General features: G+C 60.9%; 20 protein-coding genes and 1 riboswitch. Of the genes, 9 read left to right on the plus strand and 11 right to left on the minus strand.

Annotated elements, in window-relative coordinates; all coding sequences use genetic code 11:
* Positions 1–56 precede the first annotated feature (56 nt).
* Complete coding sequence (locus H043_RS0102680; RefSeq protein ID WP_027610597.1) at positions 57–971, minus strand: LysR substrate-binding domain-containing protein; 915 nt, start codon at positions 969–971, stop codon at positions 57–59.
* 142 nt (positions 972–1,113) lie between these two features.
* Here H043_RS0102680 and H043_RS0102685 point away from each other — a divergent pair, with 142 nt between their 5' ends.
* Positions 1,114–1,731, plus strand: coding sequence for a hemolysin III family protein (locus H043_RS0102685; RefSeq protein WP_007964065.1), 618 nt, complete (start codon positions 1,114–1,116; stop codon positions 1,729–1,731).
* Positions 1,732–1,774: 43 nt separating this feature from the next.
* On the opposite strand, the gene H043_RS0102690 is transcribed toward H043_RS0102685, so the two are convergent.
* Complete coding sequence (locus tag H043_RS0102690) at positions 1,775–2,692, minus strand: LysR family transcriptional regulator (RefSeq protein WP_027610598.1); 918 nt, start codon at positions 2,690–2,692, stop codon at positions 1,775–1,777.
* A 108-nt stretch (positions 2,693–2,800) separates the two neighbouring features.
* Between H043_RS0102690 and H043_RS0102695 the strand changes: the two genes are divergently transcribed.
* A complete protein-coding gene (locus tag H043_RS0102695) occupies positions 2,801–4,042 on the plus strand; it encodes a D-amino acid dehydrogenase (RefSeq protein WP_027610599.1) in 1,242 nt (413 codons plus the stop codon).
* Between the two features lie 41 nt (positions 4,043–4,083).
* Positions 4,084–4,986 (plus strand): transporter substrate-binding domain-containing protein, encoded by a 903-nt coding sequence (locus H043_RS0102700; protein ID WP_027610600.1) that lies wholly within the window; start codon positions 4,084–4,086, stop codon positions 4,984–4,986.
* A gap of 121 nt (positions 4,987–5,107) precedes the next feature.
* Here H043_RS0102700 and H043_RS0102705 read toward each other — a convergent pair whose 3' ends face one another.
* Both H043_RS0102705 and H043_RS0102710 read right to left on the minus strand, forming a co-directional pair.
* Positions 5,108–5,827, minus strand: a complete 720-nt coding sequence (locus H043_RS0102705; protein ID WP_027610601.1) for a 16S rRNA (uracil(1498)-N(3))-methyltransferase — start codon at positions 5,825–5,827, stop codon at positions 5,108–5,110.
* A gap of 142 nt (positions 5,828–5,969) precedes the next feature.
* Positions 5,970–7,376 (minus strand): adenosylmethionine--8-amino-7-oxononanoate transaminase, encoded by a 1,407-nt coding sequence (locus tag H043_RS0102710; protein ID WP_027610602.1) that lies wholly within the window; start codon positions 7,374–7,376, stop codon positions 5,970–5,972.
* 224 nt (positions 7,377–7,600) lie between these two features.
* Between H043_RS0102710 and H043_RS0102715 the strand changes: the two genes are divergently transcribed.
* The 3 genes from H043_RS0102715 (at position 7,601) to H043_RS0102725 (ending at position 10,897) form a co-directional block, all read left to right on the plus strand.
* Entirely contained in the window at positions 7,601–9,382 is a 1,782-nt protein-coding gene (locus H043_RS0102715) for a flavin monoamine oxidase family protein (RefSeq protein WP_027610603.1), read from the plus strand.
* Positions 9,383–9,720: 338 nt separating this feature from the next.
* Positions 9,721–10,272, plus strand: coding sequence for a cytochrome b (locus tag H043_RS0102720; protein ID WP_027610604.1), 552 nt, complete (start codon positions 9,721–9,723; stop codon positions 10,270–10,272).
* Between the two features lie 31 nt (positions 10,273–10,303).
* Positions 10,304–10,897: a YceI family protein gene (locus tag H043_RS0102725; protein WP_027610605.1), complete on the plus strand. Its 594-nt coding sequence runs from the start codon at positions 10,304–10,306 to the stop codon at positions 10,895–10,897.
* A 251-nt stretch (positions 10,898–11,148) separates the two neighbouring features.
* Here H043_RS0102725 and H043_RS0102730 read toward each other — a convergent pair whose 3' ends face one another.
* The 4 genes from H043_RS0102730 to ahcY all read right to left on the minus strand — a co-directional run bounded on the left by H043_RS0102730 (position 11,149) and on the right by ahcY (position 16,610).
* The gene (locus H043_RS0102730) at positions 11,149–13,014 is read right to left on the minus strand and encodes a DEAD/DEAH box helicase (RefSeq protein WP_027610606.1); all 1,866 of its coding nucleotides are present in this window, start codon (positions 13,012–13,014) and stop codon (positions 11,149–11,151) included.
* Positions 13,015–13,235: 221 nt separating this feature from the next.
* The gene (locus tag H043_RS0102735; RefSeq protein WP_027610607.1) at positions 13,236–14,048 is read right to left on the minus strand and encodes an ABC transporter substrate-binding protein; all 813 of its coding nucleotides are present in this window, start codon (positions 14,046–14,048) and stop codon (positions 13,236–13,238) included.
* Between the two features lie 146 nt (positions 14,049–14,194).
* On the minus strand, positions 14,195–15,040 hold the full coding sequence (gene metF, locus H043_RS0102740) for a methylenetetrahydrofolate reductase [NAD(P)H] (RefSeq protein ID WP_027610608.1): 846 nt from the start codon (positions 15,038–15,040) through the stop codon (positions 14,195–14,197).
* A 160-nt stretch (positions 15,041–15,200) separates the two neighbouring features.
* Positions 15,201–16,610: an adenosylhomocysteinase gene (gene ahcY, locus H043_RS0102745; RefSeq protein ID WP_027610609.1), complete on the minus strand. Its 1,410-nt coding sequence runs from the start codon at positions 16,608–16,610 to the stop codon at positions 15,201–15,203.
* A gap of 23 nt (positions 16,611–16,633) precedes the next feature.
* A riboswitch (S-adenosyl-L-homocysteine riboswitch) is annotated at positions 16,634–16,732 on the minus strand.
* Positions 16,733–16,928: 196 nt separating this feature from the next.
* Between ahcY and H043_RS0102750 the strand changes: the two genes are divergently transcribed.
* Complete coding sequence (locus tag H043_RS0102750) at positions 16,929–17,336, plus strand: acyl-CoA thioesterase (RefSeq protein WP_027610610.1); 408 nt, start codon at positions 16,929–16,931, stop codon at positions 17,334–17,336.
* A gap of 174 nt (positions 17,337–17,510) precedes the next feature.
* The gene (locus tag H043_RS0102755) at positions 17,511–18,407 is read left to right on the plus strand and encodes a formate/nitrite transporter family protein (RefSeq protein ID WP_027610611.1); all 897 of its coding nucleotides are present in this window, start codon (positions 17,511–17,513) and stop codon (positions 18,405–18,407) included.
* 2 nt (positions 18,408–18,409) lie between these two features.
* Here H043_RS0102755 and H043_RS0102760 read toward each other — a convergent pair whose 3' ends face one another.
* Positions 18,410–19,699 (minus strand): cation:dicarboxylase symporter family transporter, encoded by a 1,290-nt coding sequence (locus H043_RS0102760; protein WP_027610612.1) that lies wholly within the window; start codon positions 19,697–19,699, stop codon positions 18,410–18,412.
* A 39-nt stretch (positions 19,700–19,738) separates the two neighbouring features.
* Entirely contained in the window at positions 19,739–20,152 is a 414-nt protein-coding gene (locus H043_RS0102765; protein ID WP_027610613.1) for a VOC family protein, read from the minus strand.
* A 91-nt stretch (positions 20,153–20,243) separates the two neighbouring features.
* On the opposite strand from H043_RS0102765, the gene H043_RS0102770 reads away from it, so the two are divergent.
* Positions 20,244–21,107: a LysR family transcriptional regulator gene (locus H043_RS0102770; protein WP_027610614.1), complete on the plus strand. Its 864-nt coding sequence runs from the start codon at positions 20,244–20,246 to the stop codon at positions 21,105–21,107.
* 30 nt (positions 21,108–21,137) lie between these two features.
* Here the strand turns inward: H043_RS0102770 and H043_RS0102775 are convergent, their stop codons facing one another.
* Positions 21,138–22,400 carry a sodium:proton antiporter gene (locus tag H043_RS0102775; RefSeq protein ID WP_027610615.1) on the minus strand — a complete coding sequence of 421 codons (1,263 nt, stop codon included), beginning with the start codon at positions 22,398–22,400 and terminating at the stop codon, positions 21,138–21,140.
* Between the last annotated feature and the right edge of the window lie 68 nt (positions 22,401–22,468).

Consider the following 22,468-nt stretch of genomic DNA (forward strand, 5'->3'; position numbering starts at 1 on the left):
AGGGAAATGCATTCCAATGTGGGAGCGAGCCTGCTCGCGAAGGGCGCGACTCGGCCTCAAGCCTGGCGATTGGCATACATCCGACACTCCGCCAACAACGCCAGCAAATTCGGATCACGCTCCTTGGCCTTCAAAAACACCACGCCAATGTGCTGCTGCAACCGATACTTCTCCTGCAACGGAATCAGCTTCACCCGGTTCTCGTACACCGCCGCAATCCTTCCCGGCAGCAACGCATAACCCACCCCCGAGCTGACCATGCTCAGCAGGGTGAAGATGTCGTTGACCTGCATCGCCACCTTCGGCTCGAACCCCGCCTGTTTGAACACCCGGATACCGTCCTGATGCGTAGCGAAGCCTTGGGTCAGGGTGATGAAGGTTTCATCGCGCACCTCTGCCAGATCGACTTCACTGCGTTGAGCGAATCTTGAATCTGCCGGCGTGGCGAGGAAAATGTCGTCGGAGAACAGCGGGATCTGCTCGCAGTCCGGGTCGCTGACCGTGTCGTCCAGCGACACCAGAATCGCGTCGACTTCCATGTTCTTCAGCTTGTAGAGCAAGTCGATGTTCGAGCCGAGGATCAGGTCGATGTTGAGTTCGCTGCGGCGGATCTTCAGGCCCATGATCAGTTGCGGTACGGTTTTCACCGTCAGCGAATACAGCGAGCCGAGTTTGAAGCGTTCAGCGGAGAACCCGGCGGCCTCGCGGGTCAGGCGCACGCTTTCGACCACGTCCTGAATCAGCTTCTGCGCGCGTTCTTCGAGCACGTAGGCGCTTTCCAGTGGCGTCAGGTTGCGCCCTTCGTGCTTGAACAGCGGGCAGCGCAGGGCGCTTTCCAGCGAATGGATCGCCCGGTGCACGCTGACGTTGCTGGTCTGCAACTCGACAGCGGCGCGCGCCAGGTTGCCGGTGCGCATGAAGGCGAGGAACACCTCGAGTTTTTTCAGGGTCAACTCTTCGTCGATCAGCATGGCGCGGACTCTTTTTGGTATCGACCGATTGTGCCCAATTACCGTGGCGTGCGCAGGTCCGCGTTGAACAGAAACATTGCGCTTTTACGCTCAAGGCCCGAGCCTTGCGCGCTGCGGTAACGAATAACGAGGTGAGCGACACATGTATCACGGGGAAAAACTCAACGCCTGGACGCACCTGGTCGGGGCAGTGGCCGCATTTATCGGCGGCGTGTGGATGCTGGTGATTGCCAGCCTCGACGGCAGTCCGTGGAAAATTGTCAGCGTGGCGATCTACGCCTTTACCTTGCTGGTGCTCTACAGCGCCTCGACCGTGTACCACAGCGTGCGCGGGCGCAAGAAAGCGATCATGAAGAAGGTTGATCATTTCTCGATCTACCTGCTGATCGCCGGCAGCTACACGCCGTTCTGTCTGGTGACGCTGCGCGGGCCGTGGGGCTGGACGCTGTTCGGAATTGTCTGGGGGCTGGCGCTGATCGGCATCCTGCAGGAGATCAAACCACGCTCCGAAGCGCGAATCCTGTCGATCGTGATCTATGCGGTGATGGGCTGGATCGTGCTGGTGGCGGTCAAACCGTTGATTGCGGCGTTGGGCACGGCAGGCTTTGCCTGGCTGGCGTCGGGCGGGGTGTTGTATACCGTGGGCATCATCTTTTTTGCCCTGGATCACCGGTTACGGCATGCGCACGGGATCTGGCATCTGTTCGTGATCGCCGGGAGTCTGCTGCACTTTGTGGCGATTCTGTTTTATGTCCTCTAACTGAAATTGTCCCCAATCTCCCACATTAGATTGTGTTCCCACATCAGACTTGTGCCGAGTGCAGGTTATTGAGTTGTTGTTCAGCTCGCTGACTGAAAATCTGCAGCAGATCGTTGAGCGTATGCGGTGGTGGCTCGCTGGCGCGGGTCACGGCGTACAAAGTGATCGGCAGTGGCGGGGCGAGGGGGCGGAGGGTGGTGGTTGCCACAGAGGCGCCCAGTGCGGTGAACGGATCGATCACCGCGACGCCGGCACCGGACTCGACCATCGCCCGTGCCAGCGAATAGGTCTGCACGGCAATCCGCACCCGTGGCGGTGGCTCCACCGCTTCCAGATAGCTGTCGAGCCTTGCCGCCAATGGATCGGCGCTGGATAAACCAATCAGCGGCACATCCGCAAGCGCCATCAGTGGCAGCGGTTTGCCGACGTCTGCCGGCGGCCAGAAGTCCTTTGGCGCCAACGCCACCAGCACCCCCGCCGCCAGCGGCTGCGCTTTCAGCCCCGGGTGATCCGGCAACTGCAACGTCAGGGCCACGTCCACTTCGCGCATCAGCAGGTTCTGCATCAACTCGCGGCTGTGGGCACTGGACAGTTCGCAGGCGATGTCCGGGAATTGCGCCGTCCATTGCCGGATCGCCGGTGGCAGCAACGACAGGGCCAGCGCAGGAGTCGCGCCGATCCGCAGGCTGTGGCCGGGTTCGCGGCGCAGGCTCTGTGCCAGGCGCCGCACGCCCTGCAGACTTTCCGTGACCTTGTCGACTTCGCGCTCCAGCTCCAGCGCTTCCGGGGTCGCCTGCAATTTACCGCGCACCCGCAGAAACAACGGAAAGCCCAACTGCTGCTCGGCGTGCTGCAGCACTTTGGTCACCGCGGGTTGCGAGACGTGCAGCAATTGCGCAGCGGCGCTGACCGAGCCGGTCTGGCGGATGGCCTGGAAAATCTCGATGTGGCGAAGGCGCATGGCGAGTCCATAACCTTTGTTTATAGGTCTGGCATCTTTATTCATTGTTCGGCGCCTGTCACCTCACCCTAACCTCAGCCTCGTCTTCAAATAGAAATAGGGACGGACATGGCTCAGCGTGTGTGCATCATCGGCGGCGGCGTGATCGGGTTGGCAACGGCCTATGCGCTGGTGCGCGACGGTTTCGAAGTGACAGTGGTCGAGGCGCGGCAGTCCTTGGGCAGCGAAACCAGCTTCGCCAACGGCGGCCAGTTGTCCTACCGCTATGTGGCGCCGCTGGCCGATGCCGGCGTGCCGTTGCAGGCGATCGGCTGGATGCTGCGCGGCGACTCACCCCTCAAGCTGCGCCCGCGTCTGGACCCGGCGCAATGGCGCTGGATGGCGTCGTTTCTCGCCGCCTGCCGCACCTCGGTCAACCGCGAAAACGCGGCGCATCTGTTGCGTCTGGCGCTGTTCAGCCAGAGCACGCTGAAACGCTGGCGCGAGGATGACGGACTCACCGGTTTCAACTGGCGGCGCAACGGCAAACTGGTGACTTTCCGCAATGCCGTCAGTTTCGACCATGCGCGCAAGGGCCTGGCCGATCCGCAGCAACAACAGGTGTTGTCCGCCACCGAATGTGCGCAACTGGAACCGGCCTTGACCAAGGCGCCGTTTGTGGGCGCGATCTACACGCCGGATGAAGAAGTCGGCGACTGTCACGCCTTTTGCCAGCAGTTGGCGGTGCGATTGAAGGCGTCGGGCCGCTGCGAGTTTCGTTTCGGTCAGGCAGTCAGCGGCATTCGTCACAGCCACGGCGCCGTCACCGCCATTGAGCTTGGCGACGAAACCCTGCCGGTCGACCAACTGGTGATCGCCGCCGGGCACCGAAGCTCTTTGCTGGCGCTGCCCGGCCTACACGTGCCGCTGTATCCGCTGAAGGGTTACAGCCTGACCGTGCCGATCGGCAACGGGCATCGGGCGCCGGACGTGAGCATCACCGACTACGACCGCAAGATCGTCTACGCGCGCATCGGCGAACAGTTACGGGTGGCGGCGATGGTGGACATCGTCGGTTTCGACCCGGCGGTAGATCCCGAGCGGCTGGCACTGATCAAGCGCCAGGCCCGCGACACCTTTCCCGATGCCGGGAATTACGACGCGGCTGTGGAGTGGGCGGGCATGCGCCCGGCCACCCCAACCGGCGTACCGCTGCTGGGCGCCACGGCGTATCGCAATCTGTGGCTCAACCTCGGCCACGGCGCGCTCGGTTTCACCCTGGCCTGCGGCAGCGGGCAGTTGCTCAGCGAACTGATCGGCCAGCAGCGTACATCCATTGATCTGCACGGCTTCAATCCCCGTGCGGCGTGACGGATTCTGCTCAAACACCCCAACCACAACGGAGAATAACAATGCAAAAAATCACGTTGCTCGGCTGCACACTGGCGCTGTTCATCGGCGCCCAGGCACAGGCCAATGAAGTGCCGCTGACCGGCGCGCTTGGCAAGATCGCCAGCGCCAACAGCATCACCCTGGGCTATCGCGATGCGTCGGTGCCGTTCTCGTATGTGGGCGATCACACCGGGCAGCCGATGGGGTATTCGGTGGAGCTGGCGGGCAAGATTGTCGAGCGGATCAAGCAGCAACTGGCGTTGCCGGAGCTGAAGGTGAAGTACAACCTGGTGACGTCGCAGACGCGGATTCCGCTGGTGCAGAACGGCACGGTTGATCTTGAGTGCGGCTCCACCGGGGTGACGGCCGAGCGGCAGAAACAGGTCGCGTTCTCCTACGGTTTCATCTACGTAAAAGGGCAGTTGCTGACCGCAAAGGACAGCGGCATTCACAGCTTCGATGACCTGCGCGGCAAGAACGTGGTGACCACCGCCGGCACCACCAACGAGCGCTATCTGAAGAGCTACAACCTCGACCACAAACTGAACATGTTCGTGATCAGCGCCAAGGATCACGGCGAGGCGTTCCAGATGCTGCAGTCGGGACGGGCAGCGGCCTTCTACATGGACGACGCATTGCTCTACGGCGAGCGGGCCAAGGCGCGGGACCCGCACAACTGGGTCGTGGTGGGGGAGGAACAATCGCGGGAAATCTACAGCTGCATGGTGCGCAAGGATGATCCGCCATTCCTCGCGCTGGTGAACGACGCGCTGGCCGATCTGTACAGCTCGGGGGAGATCAACGGGATCTACCGTAAGTGGTTCGAACAGCCGATCCCGCCAAAGGGGTTGAACCTGGAGTTTCCGATGACCAGCGAGTTGAAGGCGATCATTGCCAGGCCAGTCAGTGATCCGGTGGAGTGACAGTCAAACCGAGGGGAAGCTTTTCGCGAGCAAGCCCGCTCCCACAGTAGTTCTCGGGTGTACACAAAATTTGTGCTCACTGGAAATCCAATGTGGGAGCGGGCTTGCTCGCGAAGAGGCCCTAGAAGTCACCCCAAAGCTGCTGAGCCACCGCCAGTGCAACCACTGGCGCGGTCTCGGTGCGCAATACTCGCGGCCCAAGCCGAGCTGCATGGAAGCCGTTGCCCTTGGCCTGCTCGACCTCGGCATCCGACAAACCACCCTCCGGCCCGATCAGAAACGCCAGCGTCGCCGGTTTGGCATGGCTGACCAACGACTCGGCCACCGGGTGCAGCACCAGTTTCAACTCGGCCTGGGTTTGCTTCAGCCAGTCGGCCAACAACACCGGCGGATGAATCACCGGCACCCGCGAGCGCCCGCACTGCTCGCAAGCGCTGATCGCCACCTGACGCCAGTGCAGCAGGCGTTTGTCGGCGCGTTCGTCCTTCAGGCGCACTTCGCAGCGGTCGCTGAAGATCGGGGTGATTTCCGTCACGCCCAGCTCGGTGGCTTTCTGGATCGCCCAGTCCATGCGTTCGCCCCGGGACAGGCCCTGGCCGAGGTGGATCTGCAGCGGCGATTCAATCTGCCCGGCTAACTGCTCGTCGATCTGCACGACGACGCATTTCTTGCCGACTTCCACCAGCGAGCCGCGAAACTCATGGCCGGAACCGTCGAACAACTGCACCGCATCGCCCTCGGTCATGCGCAGCACGCGGCTGATGTAATGCGCCTGGGCTTCCGGCAGTTCGTGTTCGCCGGTGCTCAGGGGGGCGTCGATAAAGAAGCGGGACAGTCTCATTTCGGGTCTCTGGAAAGATGTGAATCAGTTGGATCGGTGTCGACTTCATTCGCGAGCAGGCTCGCTCCCACAGGGAAATGCATTCCAGGGTGGGAGCGAGCCTGCTCGCGAAAGCGGCAGTTCAGGCGCCACAAATTCTCAATCAGCCCGGATCACGGAAACCCGGGTGGAAATCCTTCGGCACCGCGACGCTGACGCTGTCCCGGGTGGCGATGTCGATGCCTTCGCTGGCGACTTCGGCGAGGAAGTCGATCTGCTCCGGGATAATCACGTACGGCGGCAGGAAATACACCACGCTGCCCAGCGGCCGCAGTAACGCGCCACGCTCCAGCGCATGCTGGAACACCTTCAGGCCACGGCGTTCCTGCCAAGGGTAGGCCTCTTTGGTGGCTTTATCCTTGACCATTTCGATCGCCAGCACCATGCCGGTCTGCCGCACTTCCGAGACATTCGGGTGATCGACCAGATGCGCAGTGGCCGAGGCCATGCGCCGGGCCAGTGCCTGGTTGTTCTCGATGACGTTGTCCTGCTCGAAGATATCCAGGGTCGCCAGCGCCGCCGCACAGGCCAGCGGGTTGCCGGTGTAGCTGTGCGAATGCAGGAAGGCGCGCAGGGTCGGGTAGTCGTCGTAGAACGCGCTGTAGACCTCGTCGGTGGTCAGGCACGCTGCCAGCGGCAGATAGCCGCCGGTCAGGGCCTTGGACAGGCAGAGGAAGTCCGGGCGGATGCCGGCCTGCTCACACGCAAACATTGTCCCGGTGCGGCCGAAACCGACGGCGATTTCGTCGTGGATCAGGTGCACGCCGTAGCGGTCGCAGGCCTCGCGCAGCAGCTTGAGGTACACCGGGTGATACATGCGCATGCCGCCGGCGCCCTGAATCAACGGCTCGACGATGACTGCCGCAACGCTGTCATGATGTTCTGCCAAGGTTTGTTCCATGGCGGCGAACAGGTTGCGCGAATGTTCCTCCCAGCTCATGCCTTCGGGGCGCAGGTAGCAATCCGGGCTTGGCACCTTGATGGTGTCCATCAGCAGCGCTTTGTAGGTTTCGGTGAACAGCGGCACGTCGCCGACTGCCATCGCTGCCATGGTTTCGCCGTGGTAGCTGTTGGTCAGGGTGACGAAGCGTTTCTTGTTCGGCTGGCCGCGGTTGAGCCAGTAGTGAAAGCTCATTTTCAGCGCGACTTCGATGCAGGACGAACCGTTATCGGCGTAGAACACCCGATTCAGGCCTTCCGGGGTCATCTTCACCAGACGCTCGGACAGTTCGATCACCGGTTGATGGCTGAAACCGGCCAGAATCACGTGCTCCAGCTGATCGACCTGATCCTTGATGCGCTGGTTGATGCGCGGGTTGGCGTGGCCGAACACGTTGACCCACCAGGAGCTGACGGCATCGAGGTAGCGCTTGCCTTCGAAGTCTTCGAGCCAGACGCCTTCACCGCGCTTGATCGGGATCAGCGGCAGCTGTTCGTGGTCTTTCATCTGGGTGCAGGGATGCCACAGCACCGCGAGGTCGCGTTGCATCCACTGGTTATTCAGGCCCATTTACAGTCTCCTCGAGGCGGCTCGCGTCAGGCGCGGGCAAACAATCGCGCAAGCCTATGCAATGCATCGCGCCGGGACAACCCATTGCGTCGATTGAGCTACTTTGTATGGGCCGATAGACGTCGCTGGCGGCGTTTTGATGGCTGACGTATTCTTCGCGGTTCTTTGGGTCGTCTGACCCGCAAAACTGCTTTTTTCCTACGTGTATTTCCGGAGTTCGCTGAATGTCTGTCGGTTGGCTGCGCGCCTGTGCGCTGGTGATGTTGGGGCTGTTCAGCGTTACGGCGCTGGCCAAGGATAAAACCGCAATCGTGATCGGCGGCGGCCTGTCGGGCCTGACCGCAGCTTACGAGCTGCAAAACAAGGGCTGGCAGGTCACGCTGCTCGAAGCCAAGCCGAGCCTCGGCGGTCGCTCGGGCATGGCCACCAGCGAGTGGATCGGCAACGACAAGACCCAGCCGGTGCTGAACAAGTACGTCTCGACCTTCAAGCTGGGCACCACGCCAGCCCCTGAATTTGTGCGTACACCGGGTTATCTGATCGACGGTGAATATTTCTCCGCTGCCGATCTGGCGACCAAGCAGCCGGCCACCGCCGATGCCCTGAAGCGCTACCAGAAAACCCTCGACGATCTGGCACGCTCGATCGACGACCCGCAGAACCCGGCCGCGACCAATACCCTGCATGCACTGGACCAGATCAACGTCTCGAGCTGGCTCGACAAGCAGAACCTGCCGGCCACCGCGCGTCAGCTGATCAACCAGGACATCCGCACCCACTACGACGAGCCTTCGCGGCTGTCGCTGCTGTATTTTGCCCAGCAGAACCGCGTTTATCGCGGCGTCTCCGACCGTGACCTGCGCGCCTCGCGTCTGGTCGGCGGCAGCCAGGTACTGGCCCAGGCGTTCGTCAAGCAGATCAAGACCATCAAGACCAACTCGCCGGTTTCCGCGATCACTCAGGACAAGGATGGCGTGACCGTCAAGGTCGGCAGTGTTGGCTATCAGGCTGACTACGTGGTGCTGGCCGTGCCATTGCGCGCGCTGAACAAGATTGCTTTGACCCCGGCGCTGGACGCTCAGCACCTGGCCGCGATCAAGGGCACCAACTACGGCTGGCGCGACCAGATCATGTTGAAGTTCAAGACGCCTGTGTGGGAAAGCAAGGCGCGCATGTCCGGTGAGATCTACAGTAACGCCGGCCTCGGCATGCTCTGGATCGAGCCGGCGCTGAAAGGTGGCGCCAACGTGGTGATCAACCTGTCCGGCGACAATGCCCGCGTGATGCAAGCGTTCGGCGACAAGCAGATGGTCGATCAGGTGCTGATCCGTCTGCACGCGTTTTATCCACAGGCCCGTGGCTCGTTCACCGGTTATGAAATCCGTCGCTACAGCACCGACCCGTCGATGGGCGGCGCCTACCTGGCTTACGGCCCGGGCCAGATCAGCAAGTTCTGGCGCATGTGGGAGCGCCCACTGCAACGCGTAGCGTTTGCCGGCGAACACACCGACACCCTGTATCCGGGCACTCTGGAAGGCGCGCTGCGCACCGGTCAGCGTGCGGCCAGTCAGGTTGAAGACCTGGCTGCCGGCAAGTCGTTTGAGCCGGTCAAAGTGGTTCCAGCCGCAGCAGCGGCAGGCGCGGCGGGTGCCGTGGCGGCGAAGAAGGGCAACTTCTTCAGCAACCTGTTTGGCGGTTCGGATGACGAGAAGAAGCCAGAACCTGTGAAGGCGCCTGAGCCAGCTCCAGCACCGGTCACTCCAGCGCCTGCACCGGCTCCGGCACCTGCGCCAGCTCCGGTAGAAGCGCCGAAACCAGCGACCCCGGTGAAGGCTGAACCGGCGAAGAAAGCGGCGGCCAAGCCTGCAGCGAAGAAGCCTGCAGCGAAAACCGACGCGAAGAAACCTGCAGCGAAGAAGGCTGAGCCGGCGAAGAAGCCAGCGGCGAAACCTGCGGCCAAGCCCGCAGCAGCTCCGGCGGCAACGACCGATACCAAGGCGCAGTAAGCCTTGCGGTGAATGAAAAAAGCGCGGCGTTTATGCCGCGCTTTTTTTTGCCTGTCAGATCGCTTTCGCGAGCAGGCTCGCTCCCACATTTGACCGAGCGCTTTCAGAGAGAATGCGATCACCTGTGGGAGCGAGCCTGCTCGCGAAGGGCTCGCTCAGACAACTCAATTCCATTGTCTGGCGACAACATCCCGCCACACTTTCCCGTTTAATCTTTCCTTAACAAGCCACTTACAGACTCTTGATCGTATTTCTCGATATTTCAAAGCAAAATTTTCCGCTTTAATTCGATAGATAACTCGCTAGTCTTGGTTCGCAGTTCTCACAGGATTTGGGCAATGCAGCTACGTAACTCTGCTTCACGCTATGGTTGGGTCAGCATCTTCATGCACTGGGGCGTGGCGCTGGCGGTCTTCGGGCTGTTCGCGCTGGGTCTGTGGATGGTGGGGCTGGATTACTACAGCAGCTGGCGCAAAGACGCGCCGGATCTGCACAAGAGCATCGGTCTGGTGCTGCTGGGTGTGATGGTGTTGCGGGTGTTGTGGCGCTTTATCAGCCCACCGCCACCGATGCTGCAAAGCTACAGCCGCATGACCCGCATCGGCGCCAAATTCGGCCACGGGTTTCTGTACGTCGGGCTGTTCGCTGTGATGCTTGCCGGTTACCTGATTTCCACCGCAGACGGTGTCGGGATCCCGGTGTTTGGCCTGTTTGAAGTTCCTGCACTGGTTTCCGGGCTACCGGATCAGGCAGACACCGCTGGGGTGATTCATCTCTGGCTGGCATGGGCGCTGGTAATTTTTTCCGGTCTCCATGCGTTGGCAGCATTGAAGCACCACTTTATCGATCGTGATGCGACCCTCACTCGAATGCTCGGTCGCAAAGCCTGAAATTCAACCTCGACTCAAAGGAAAAGAAAGCATGTTGAAAAAGACTCTGGCCGCTCTGGCAATTGGTTCGGCCGTACTGTCCGCGAACGTGATGGCTGCTGATTACACCGTCGACAAGGAAGGCCAGCACGCTTTCGTCGACTTCAAGATCAGCCACCTGGGCTACAGCTACATCACCGGTACCTTCAAGGACATCGACGGCAAGTTCAGCTTCGACGCCGCCAAGCCTGAAGACAGCAAAATCGAATTCAACGTGAAAACCGCCAGCGTGTTCACCAACCACGCCGAGCGCGACAAGCACATCTCCAGCAAAGACTTCCTGGACGTGGGCAAATACGCTGACGCCAAGTTCGTCTCCACCAGCGTCAAATCCACCGGCAAGAACGCCGAGGGCAAAGACACTGCTGACGTGACCGGCGACCTGACCCTGCACGGCGTGACCAAGCCAATCGTGGTCAAGGCTGTGTTCCTGGGCGAAGGCAAGGATCCATGGGGCGGCTACCGTGCCGGCTTTGAAGGCACTACCAGCATCAAGCGCTCTGATTTCGGCAAGATGATGGATCTGGGTCCACAGTCCGACAAGGTCGACCTGTACATCTCGTTCGAAGGTGTGAAAGCGAAGTAATTTTCGCCGCCATACAAAAACGCCCCCGGTCGTAAGGCCGGGGGCGTTTTTTATTGCCTGCCACGCCCCTTGTGGAAGCGAGCCTGCTCGCGAAAGCGGTCATTCAGTCAACATCATTGCTGACTGATCCGCCGCCTTCGCGAGCAGGCTCGCTCCCACAGGGGATATGCAGTGATTCAGGGATATTTGTGACGGCATAAAAAAATGCCCCTGCTCTTTCGAACCGGGGCATTTTTCATTGCCGCGATAACTCAGCGATTGCGGGTCAGCAAAGCTGGTTTTTCGCCGCGCGGACGGGTCGGCAGTTGATCGAGCTGCTCAGGCGTCGGGAAGCGGTCTGCCTTGGACTCCTTGTGCATGATCTTCGGCCCGGTGCTGCGCGGGTTCTGCACGGCCGGTTCGGCGCGTTGCTGATCGTCGCGAGCCGGGCGGCGGTTGCGCGAGGACTCGTCACGACGGCCCTGGCCATCACGGGGAGCACCGTTGCGCGGGCCGTTGCGTTTGCCCGGTGGGGTGCCGGTGCTCGAACCGTTGCTGTTACGCGGGCCGTTCTGGCGACCTTGCGACTGACCGCCGCGTGGAGCGCCTGCACCTGCGCCCTGAGCTGGCGCGCCTGGACGGCGACCACGGCCACCGGCAGGAGCAGCTTTCGGCACGTAATCAACGCGGTTACCGAAGTTATCGATATCGTCGTCGAGGAACTCGTCCGGTGCACGATCAGCCGCCGCGCGTGGTGGCTGGCTCGGACGCTGTTCGCGGGCCGGGGTGCCTTCACGTGGTTTCTGCTGACGGGCAGGGCGCTCGCCGCGTTCGCCGGCGGGTTTTTCCTTGCCCTTGTCTTTGCCTTTGTCCTTGCGACCGCCGCCACCACCGCCGCCATTCGGGCCGTCGCCACGCGGGCCACGGGCGTTGCGCGGGTTGCGCATGTCCGGACGCTCACGCACTTCAGGCTTCTCGGCCTCGATGGTGCTGGCATCGAAGCCCATCAGGTCGCCGTCGGCGATTTTCTGCTTGGTCATGCGTTCGATGCTTTTCAGCAGTTTTTCTTCGTCCGGGGCCACCAGCGAGATCGCCTCGCCCGAACGACCGGCACGGCCAGTACGGCCGATACGGTGCACATAGTCTTCATCGACGTTCGGCAGTTCGAAGTTGACCACGTGTGGCAACTGGTCGATGTCCAGACCGCGCGCGGCGATGTCGGTCGCGACCAGGATGCGCACTTCACCGGCCTTGAAGTCGGCCAGGGCTTTGGTGCGGGCGTTCTGGCTCTTGTTACCGTGGATCGCCACAGCCGGCAGGCCGTGCTTGTCCAGGTACTCGGCCAGACGGTTGGCGCCGTGCTTGGTGCGGGTGAACACCAGTACCTGTTCCCAGGCACCGGCGGTGATCAGGTGCGCCAGCAGGGCACGCTTGTGGCTGGCCGGCAGACGGAACACGCGTTGCTCGATGCGCTCGACCGTGGTGTTCGGCGGTGTGACTTCGATGCGTTCCGGGTTGTGCAGCAGTTTGCCGGCAAGATCGGTGATGTCTTTGGAGAACGTCGCCGAGAACAACAGGTTCTGACGCTTGGCCGGCAGACGCGCGAGGACTTTCTTCACGTCGTGAACGAAGCCCATGTCGAGCATGCGGTCGGCTTCGTCGAGCACGAGGATTTCGACGTGGGACAGGTCAACGCTGCCCTGGCCGGCGAGGTCGAGCAGTCGACCCGGGCACGCAACGAGCACGTCAACGCCACGGGACATGGCCTGGACCTGCGGGTTCATGCCGACGCCGCCGAAGATACAGGCGCTGACGAATTTCAGGTCACGGGCGTAGATCTTGAAGCTCTCGTGTACCTGGGCCGCGAGTTCGCGGGTCGGGGTCAGGACCAGAACGCGCGGTTGGCGCGGGCCATGACGCTGGGATTTGTCCGGGTGACCGTTGGGGAACAACCGCTCCAGGATCGGAAGGGCGAAACCGCCGGTTTTACCGGTACCTGTCTGTGCCGCAACCATCAGGTCGCGACCTTGCAACACGGCGGGAATGGCCCGCTGTTGCACCGGAGTAGGCTCGGTATAGCCCGCATCTTCGATGGCACGGACTAAAGCCTCGGAGAGACCGAGGGAAGCAAAGGACATGAGTAATCCTGTTTTAGTTAGGGCTTGGCCCAATGGGAGTCTTGCCTGGCGCGAATCGCGTTTAAGAGGACGCGATCCCGTCCGGTCCTGCTGCGGTTCCGAAGGCACGTCAGGAGCGCTCGCGCGGGCTGAAAGCTGCGCTGTAGCGGGTCGAGAGGCCTGTTACGGTTCCGGGCGTCCGGGCGTGAGCCTGGCGGGAACGCCGGAGTATAACAGAGCAATCACTGCGCGCTGCTTTCCTGCTGCTCAACGGTTTTGCGGCTGGCCGAAGCATTGCCCAGCGGCACGGAATCGACCGGGGCGGCGCCATAGCGTGCGCTGAGCTCGGCGTAGGCCGGTTCGCGCTTGAAACGCTTGAGTTCGGCACCGAAACGCGCCACCAGCAAGTCCATCCCGGCATTGCGTCGAACCGCCAGATATTGGCTCTGACGGCTGATGACCGTGGGGTTTTCGGTGATTTGATCGCGAATATTCAGTTGATCGAGCAAATGCTGACCCACGCGGCGATCGGTGATCAGCAAGTCGATGCGTCCGCGCAGCAGTTTGCCGAAGTTGGCTTCGTGGGTCGGTGCCGGTTCACGGGTAAACAGTGTCGACTGACTGAAATCCGGGCTGTACAGATAGCCCGGCGAAGTGCCGATGGTCAGGCCTTTGAGGTCTTCGAGCTGGCGGAACGGATGGGGACGGTCGTTGGCGTAGAACATCACGAACTCGACGTCCGACAGCGGTTCGATGGGGTAGAGCAAGGTGGCATCGCGCTCGTCGCTGTGAAAGATATCCAGTGCGCCGTCGGCCTGGCCGGTCTCGAGCATCGACAGGCAGCGCTTCCACGGCAGGAACTGCCATTCGACCTCAATCCCCAGGCGCTTGAACACAATGGCGGTGGTTTCGTAGTCCAGTCCGAGGTTCTTGCCGCCCTCTTCGTAGACGTAAGGTGCCCACGGCTCGGTGACAATACGCAATTTCTCGCCCCGAGCGGCAAAGCTCAGGCAAGCAAAAACCAGCACGGTGAGTAACTGCGCGAAAAAAGGCATGGCTTGAGATTACGACGAGAAACGCGAAAGAGCCAGAAAGTGCCTGCACAAGCTCTAATTCGGGGATTCAAAAGCAAAAAATCGCAGCAACGACACCCCTGTAGGAGCTGCCGAAGGCTGCGATCTTTTGATCTTTCTTTTAGTGCTTAACGTGGCAGCTTCAGGTTATTCCAGATCGCCAGACTAGGCTCAGCCTGGTTCATGGAATAGAAGTGCAGCCCTGGTGCGCCACCTTGCAGCAGGCGTTCGCACATTTCGCTGACAACTTGCTCGCCGAAGCGCTGAATGCTTTGGCTGTCATCGCCATAGGCTTCCAGTTGCTTGCGGATCCAGCGCGGAATTTCCGCACCGCAGGCATCGGAGAACCGCGCCAGCTTGCTGTAGTTGGTGATCGGCATGATCCCCGGCACCACCGGAATATCCACGCCCAGCGTCTGCAAACGGTCGACGAAGTAGAAGTAGCTGTCGGCGTTGAAGAAGTACTGGGTGATCGCGCTGTCGGCGCCGGCGCGGGCCTTGCGCACGAAGTTGGCGAGATCGTCTTCGTAATTGCGCGCTTGCGGATGCATCTCCGGGTAAGCGGCAACTTCGATGTGGAAATGATCACCGGTTTCTTCACGAATGAATTCAACCAGTTCGTTGGCGTGACGCAGCTCGCCGCTGGTCATGCCCATGCCGGATGGCAGGTCGCCACGCAGCGCAACGATGCGCTTGATGCCGGCAGCCTTGTACTCGTTCAGCAGGCCGCGCAGGTCGTCCTTGCTGTCGCCGACGCACGACAGGTGCGGTGCGGCCGGTACTTTGACTTCGCTTTCCAGTTGCAGAACGGTATTGAGGGTGCGATCACGGGTCGAACCACCAGCGCCGTAGGTGCAGGAAAAGAAGTCGGGGTTGTACGTTGCCAACTGACGGGCAACGTTGAGCAGTTTTTCATGCCCAGCATCGGTCTTGGTCGGGAAGAACTCGAAGCTGTAGCGACGGTCTTGGGACATGGGAAATACCCTTGGAAACACGAAGCCTGTGAGGCTTGCACCGCCCATGTGGGAGCGGGCTTGCTCGCGAAAGCGGCGGGTCAGGCAACATCAATGCTGAATGACAGACCGCTTTCGCGAGCAAGCCCGCTCCCACAGGGAGAGCAGGCCGCCGCGTCAATCAGTAGCGGTAAGCGTGCGGCTTGAACGGGCCTTCGACGGTCACGCCGATGTAGTCAGCCTGTTGCTTGGTCAGTTGCGTGACCACGCCGCCGAAGCCGCGCACCATTTCCAGGGCAACTTCTTCGTCGAGTTTCTTCGGCAGTACTTCAACGGTCAGACGCTCGGCTTTCTCGGCTGGCGACAGGTCGGCGTACTTCTGGCCGAACAGGAAGATCTGCGCCAGTACTTGGTTGGCGAACGAACCGTCCATGATGCGGCTCGGGTGACCAGTGGCGTTGCCCAGGTTCACCAGACGGCCTTCGGCCAGCAGGATCAGGTAGTCGTCGTTCTGTGCGTCGAAAGCGCCCGGGCCGGTACGGTGGATCTTGTGTACCTGTGGCTTCACTTCTTCCCATGCCCAGTTCTTGCGCATGAAAGCGGTGTCGATTTCGTTGTCGAAGTGACCGATGTTGCAGACAACAGCGCGCTTCTTCAGGGCTTTGAGCATGTTCGCGTCGCAAACATTGACGTTACCGGTGGTGGTCACGATCAGGTCGATCTTGCCCAGCAGCGCTTTGTCGATGCTTGCTTCGGTGCCGTTGTTGATGCCGTCGATGAACGGCGAAACCAGTTCGAAACCGTCCATGCAGGCCTGCATGGCGCAGATCGGGTCAACTTCGGAAACCTTGACGATCATGCCTTCCTGACGCAGGGACTGGGCCGAACCCTTACCCACGTCACCGTAACCGATGACCAGCGCTTGCTTGCCGGACAGCAGGTGGTCGGTGCCGCGCTTGATCGCATCGTTCAGGCTGTGACGGCAGCCGTACTTGTTGTCGTTCTTGGACTTGGTCACCGAGTCGTTGACGTTGATCGCCGGGATCTTCAGCTCGCCCTTGGCCAGCATGTCCAGCAGACGGTGAACACCAGTGGTGGTTTCTTCGGTCACGCCGTGAACGCGATCCAGTACTTGTGGGTACTTGTCGTGCAGCAGCTGAGTCAGGTCGCCGCCGTCGTCGAGGATCATGTTGGCGTCCCATGGCTGGCCATCTTTCAGGATGGTCTGCTCCAGGCACCACTCGTACTCTTCTTCAGTCTCGCCTTTCCAGGCGAAAACCGGGATGCCGGCAGCGGCGATGGACGCAGCAGCCTGATCCTGAGTCGAGAAGATGTTGCAGGACGACCAGCGCACTTCGGCACCCAGGGCAACCAGGGTTTCGATCAGCACGGCAGTCTGAATGGTCATGTGGATGCAGCCGAGGATTTTCGCGCCCTTGAGCGGCTGCTCGGAGGCGTACTTGCGGCGCAGACCCATCAGGGCCGGCATTTCCGACTCGGCGATGATGGTTTCGCGACGGCCCCAGGCAGCCAGGGACATGTCGGCAACTTTGTAATCGTTAAAATCTGCAGGCGTGATAACAGCGCTCATGAAGAGCCTCCATTCGTAATGTATGCGAATGGGCGCCGTTGTGCGTTTAGTGTCCGGCCGTGGCCAGTCAACGCCCCATCCGAGCCTGACAGGTTGATCCTGCTGCAGCGCCCCTCGGACAGGTGGCGGGAAAACGGTAGCAAGTGAAGGTTACCGTTTTGAAACGGGGGCGATTATAGCCGTCTAGACTGATCTTCCAAAGGGTTTCTGTCGGCCAGATGAAGATCGCTAATAGCGACCATAGTAGAAGGCTCATGGAGCCTGACCGCTCGGTCTGCCAAGATGGCGCCATCTTTCGGCAAACGCTCAGGAGTGAACATGAATTTCCACACCCGCAAATGGGTAAAACCCGAAGACCTGAACCCCAACGGCACCCTGTTCGGCGGCAGCCTGCTGCGCTGGATCGACGAAGAAGCGGCGATTTACGCGATCGTCCAGTTGGGCAATCAGCGCGTGGTGACCAAGTACATTTCCGAAATCAACTTCGTCAGCGCCTCGCGCCAGGGCGACATCATCGAACTGGGCATCACTGCCACCGAGTTCGGCCGCACCTCGATCACCCTGACCTGCGAAGTGCGCAACAAGATCACCCGCAAGAGCATCCTCACGGTCGAGAAGATGGTCTTCGTCAACCTCGGCGAAGACGGCCTGCCGGCGCCGCACGGGCGCACCGAGATCAAGTACGTCAAAGACCAGTTCAAGGAAGATGAACTGGTCAGCAAGTAACATCGGCGGCGCGCCCTTCGCGAGCAAGCCCGCTCCCACATGGATTGCGTTGTACCTGTGGGAGCGAGCCTGCTCGCGAATGCGGTTGTGCATGCACCGAAGATTTATCCGGTCACTGAACAGCCAGGAACCGCAGGGGTCGTAGCTAAAAGCCCCCCACCCGGTTCCCACGCCATGACCACCCCGACAGACGGCAAGACCCCCAACCTCTCGACCGACGAACAACACGAAGTCGAGAAAAACCAGCCGCCCCGCGCGGCGGTTCTGCATGAAATCATCCGCACTCAGGGCGATCAGGAACTGGAGCGCAGCATCGCTGCATTGTGGTGGTCGGCGCTCGCCGCCGGGCTGACCATGGGCCTGTCATTGATGGGCATGGGCCTGCTCAATTCGCGACTGCCCGAAGGTGACGAGTTCAAGGTCATCGCCAGTTTCGGCTACTGCGCCGGTTTCCTCGCGGTGATTCTCGCCCGCCAGCAATTGTTCACCGAAAACACCCTGACCGCCGTTCTACCGGTGATGACCAAACCGACCCTGAAAAACTTCGGCCGGCTGATACGCTTGTGGGGCGTTGTCCTGTTCGGCAATTTGTGCGGGACGATTCTGGTGGCGTACGTGATGCTCGAGCTGCCGATCTTCGACAGCAAGACTGATCACGCCTTCCTTGAAATCGGCCGCAAGGTCATGGAAAACCACGCCAGTCAGATGTTCGCCAAGGGCATCGTCTCAGGCTGGATGATCGCCACCATGGTCTGGATGATCCCGTCCATGGAGAGCGCGAAGATGTGGATCATCATCCTCATCACCTACCTGATGGCGCTGGGCGACTTCACCCACATCGTGGTCGGTTCGGCGGAAGTGTCGTATCTGGTATTTGCCGGCGAGCTGCCGTGGAGTGATTTCTGGATGGTGTTTGCCGGGCCCACGCTGGCGGGGAATATCATCGGCGGCAGTTTCATCTTCGCCCTGATCAGCCATGCGCAGATCCGCAGCGAAAGCGGGGCGCCCAAGACGGATAAACCGAACTCCGGCAAACCCCGCGAAGATCAATCCGACAGCAAGCCCCGATAGTTTCAGGCCTTGAACGGCGGGCTGACCGGGTCTGTCGTCGGTTCGCTTTCAGGTGCCTTGAGCTGTCCCTCCCACCGCGCTATGACCAACGGTGCCAGTGCATTGCCCAACACATTGAGCGCGGTGACCGGCATGTCCATCAAGCGGTAGACGCCGGCGATGATTGCCACGCCTTCCACTGGCAAACCGGCGGTGGTCAGGGTCGCTGTGAGGATGATGAACATGAAACCCGGCACTCCCGCCGCGCCCTTTGACGTCAACACCATGATCAGCACCAGCATGGCCTGATCCGCCAGACCCAGATCAATCCCGTACGCCTGGGCGATAAACAGCGTGCCCAGTCCCGCGAACAGCGAGGCGCCATCAAGGTTGAACGAGTACCCCAGTGGAATGACCATGCTGGTGATCGGGCGCGGAGCGCCATACTTCTCCATTTTCTCGATCAGTTGTGGCATCACTGTGGCCGACGCAGCACTGCTGTAAGCCAGTATCAATTCACTGCGTATTTCCCGAATCAGGTGGAAAAAGCGAATGCCGGCCATCCGCGCCACCAGCCCCAGCACGCCCAACGCGAAAAGCAACACCGCGACGTAAGTGATGCCGATCAGCTTCGCCAGCGGCAGCAACGCGCTGAGGCCGAAGCTGGCCACGGTGACCCCGATCAGGCCGAAGATGCCGATGGGTGAATAGTGCATGACCAGATGCGTGACCTTGAACATGGTGTCCGATACCGCCTGAATCACGGCGATCAATGGCGCCTTCTGCGGCTCGGGCAGCATCGACAGGGCACAGCCGAACAGGATCGCGAAAAACAGCACGGAGAGCAGCTTGCCCTGGGACATGGCCAGGACGATGTTGTCCGGCACGATGTTCACCAGAGTTCGGCCCAGGTTCTGTGTGTCCCCCGTATTCGCCAGACCAATGGCCGGTGATTGCAGGGTGCTGCTGAAGTCCGCGCCGGCGCCGGGCTGAAAAACATTGCAGACGATCAGTCCGAAGACGATGGCAATGCTGGTGATGGTAAAGAAATAAACCAGCGTCTTTATCCCGACCCGGCCCAATGCCCTGGTGCTGCCTGCCCCGGTGATGCCGACGACCATGCACGCAAAGACCAACGGTACGACGATCATTTTCATCAGCCTGATGAACAGGTCACCGGCCGGTTGCAGCAGATTGTCGATGAACCAGATCTTGTGTTCGGGAAACTGGTTGAGAAGGATGCCGACGATTATTCCGGCTGCCAGCCCGAGCATGATGCGGGTGACCAGACTGGTGGGTTTCCTGGTAGTCATGATGTGCCCCTTTTGTTGTTGTGTTTGTTGGGGTGAAGCTCAGTGTGCGAAGAGACCGTCGAAGTCCTTGAAACCCTTGACCTCGATCGGATTGCCGCTGGGATCGAGAAAGAACATCGTGCGCTGCTCGCCGGGTTCGCCGGCGAAGCGGATCACCGGAGGGATTTCAAACGTTGTGCCGAGGCGGCTCAAACGATCGGCCAGCTCCAGCCACTCCTCCAGCGGCAGGACGACGCCAATGTGCGGCATCAATACTTTGTGATCGCCAACCTGGCCGGTACGGGTCGTGGTGAAGGGCGTGCCCACATGAAGCGAGAGCTGATTGCCGAAAAAGTCGAAGTCGACCCATGTCTCGGTACTGCGGCCTTCGGTGCAGCCCAACACATCTCGATAAAAAGTCCGCGCCTGTTCCAGGTCGCAAACATGGTATGCAGCGTGAAAAGGTCTGTTCATGCGATGTCCCCAAGTGAAGGAGCGCTCAGGGTAAACAGACCGTGCGGCGGGGCATAACGACTTCGCCTTGTTCTGAGCGAAAGGAAAACTTATGGATGTACGGTTTCTGAAAAGTCTGGTGGCGGTGGTCGAGACCGGTTCGATTGCGGCAGCGGCACGGCGCGAGAGTCGCACTGCGGCGGCTATCAGTCAGCGCGTCCAGGCGCTCGAGAGGTTGCTGGGTTGCACGTTACTGCTGCGTACCGCGCACGCTGCCCGGCCCTCGGACCAGTGCCTGCTGATTCTGCCGAAGATCAGGGCGATCATCGAATTGGCCCAGGATCTACAGAGCGATCTGCATCCCGATGGGGTGGCCGGTGAACTGACAATCGGTGCAATTTCCACAGCTCTGACCGGCGTGTTACCCACCTTGATCGAACGATTGGCGCTTGCAGCACCTGATTTGAAGCTGAAGATCACCCCGGGTGACTCGAAAAGTCTTTACGAGAAGGTGCTTGCAGGGGAGTTGGACGCAGCGATTCTGGTCAGGCCTCCATTCCAGCCGCCCAAGGCATTGGCCTTGGTCGTGCTCAAGGTAGAGCCGCTGATTCTGGTGGCTCCAGCCGCGTACGCCGGGCAGTCGCTGGAAACGCTGTTGCGCGTTCATCCGTTCATTCGTTATGACGCACGCTCGTGGGGTGGGCAGATTGCTCAGCGCTACCTCGATGAACAGGCCATCGAGCCCAACGTGCTGTGCGAACTGGATGCGCTGGAAACGATCGTCATGCTGGTCGCGCAGGGGATGGGGGTATCGCTGGTGCCGCAGTGGGCCGGGATGAGGCTGGAAGGGATGTACGTGTTACCGGTCGAGGACGGGCAGCGTCATGCGCGCGAGTTGGTGGTGATGCATGGCTCGACGCCGCATCGCCCATTGGCGATGCGGCATCTGCTTGATTTGCTGTGCGGTCCGTCGTGAGGGGGGGCACGACGGCGCTGCGGTGATACATCAGTGTGCGGGTTCAGCCACGGTCGTCGGCTCGTCACGGGTGGCGTGCTTGACCAGTTTGCCGATGGTCAGGCCCTGCAACAGGATCGACGACAGCACCACGATGTAGGTGATGCTCAGCAGCAGATCGCGCTCCGGACCCAGCGGCAGGGCCAGCGCCAGTGCCACCGAGACGCCGCCGCGCAAACCGCCCCAGGTCAGAATGCGGATGGTGCCGCGCGGCACCGTGCGCCAACGCCGCAGCAGAACGATGGCCGGGGCCACGGTGAGCAGGCGCGACAGCAGGATCGCCAGCGCCAGCAAACTGGCCGCCGCCACGTGCGCCCAGTTGAACGGCAGCAACAACAGCTCCATGCCGATCAGCGCGAACAGCAGGGCGTTGAGCATGTCATCGAGCAGCTCCCAGAAGCCGTCGAGGTACTTGCGGGTCATGTCGTTCATCGCCAGGTTGCGCCCCAGGTTGCCGATGATCAGACCGGCGACCACCATCGCAATCGGTGCCGAGACGTGCAGCTCGGTGGCCATCGCCGAACCGCCGATCACCAGCGCCAGGGTCAGCATCACCGTGATCTGATGCTGCTGGACGCTCTTGATCATCCGGTACACCCCATAACCGATCAGCCCGCCGAACAGCACACCGCCAATGGCTTCGTGCACGAACAGCATGGCCGTGGCGCTGAGGGTCGGCGTCTCGCCCAGTTGGGCGATGCCCAGCAACACGGTGAACACCACCACCGCAGTGCCGTCATTGAACAGCGACTCGCCGACGATGGTGGTTTTCAGCGGCTTCGAGGCATTGGCGGTACGCAGTACGCCGAGCACCGCGATCGGGTCGGTCGGCGAAATCAGCGCGCCGAACAGCAGGCAGTAGAGGAAGCTCACGTGCCAGCCGAACAGGGCAAAGATGTAAAAAGCGAGGCTGCCGATCACGACGGTGGCAATCAGCACGCCGAAAGTGGCCAACAGGCCGATGGGCCAGCGATAGCTGCGCAGGTCGTTGAGGTTGACGTGCAGGGCGCCAGCGAACAGCAGGAACGACAGCATCCAGTTCATCAGCAGATCGCCGAAGTCAATCTGGCCGATCAGTTGCTGCACGCGTTCTTCGAGGCCGGGATAGCCGAGCACGCTCAGGCCTTGCAGCAACAGGGAGAACATCAGCGCGGTGACCATCACGCCGATAGTCGGCGGCAGGCCGATGAAGCGGTAATTGACGAAGGTGAGAAGGGTGGTGAGGCAGATAAAAGCGGCGACAAGTTCTAGCATCCGGGCTCCATTGGATGGGGGTGGAAAGACAGCGCCCCGATTCTTCGGTGCAAAGGTTGGATGGGCTG

The organism is Pseudomonas sp. URIL14HWK12:I6, assembly GCF_000514195.1.
GTDB classification, from domain to species: Bacteria; Pseudomonadota; Gammaproteobacteria; order Pseudomonadales; family Pseudomonadaceae; genus Aquipseudomonas; species Aquipseudomonas putida_A.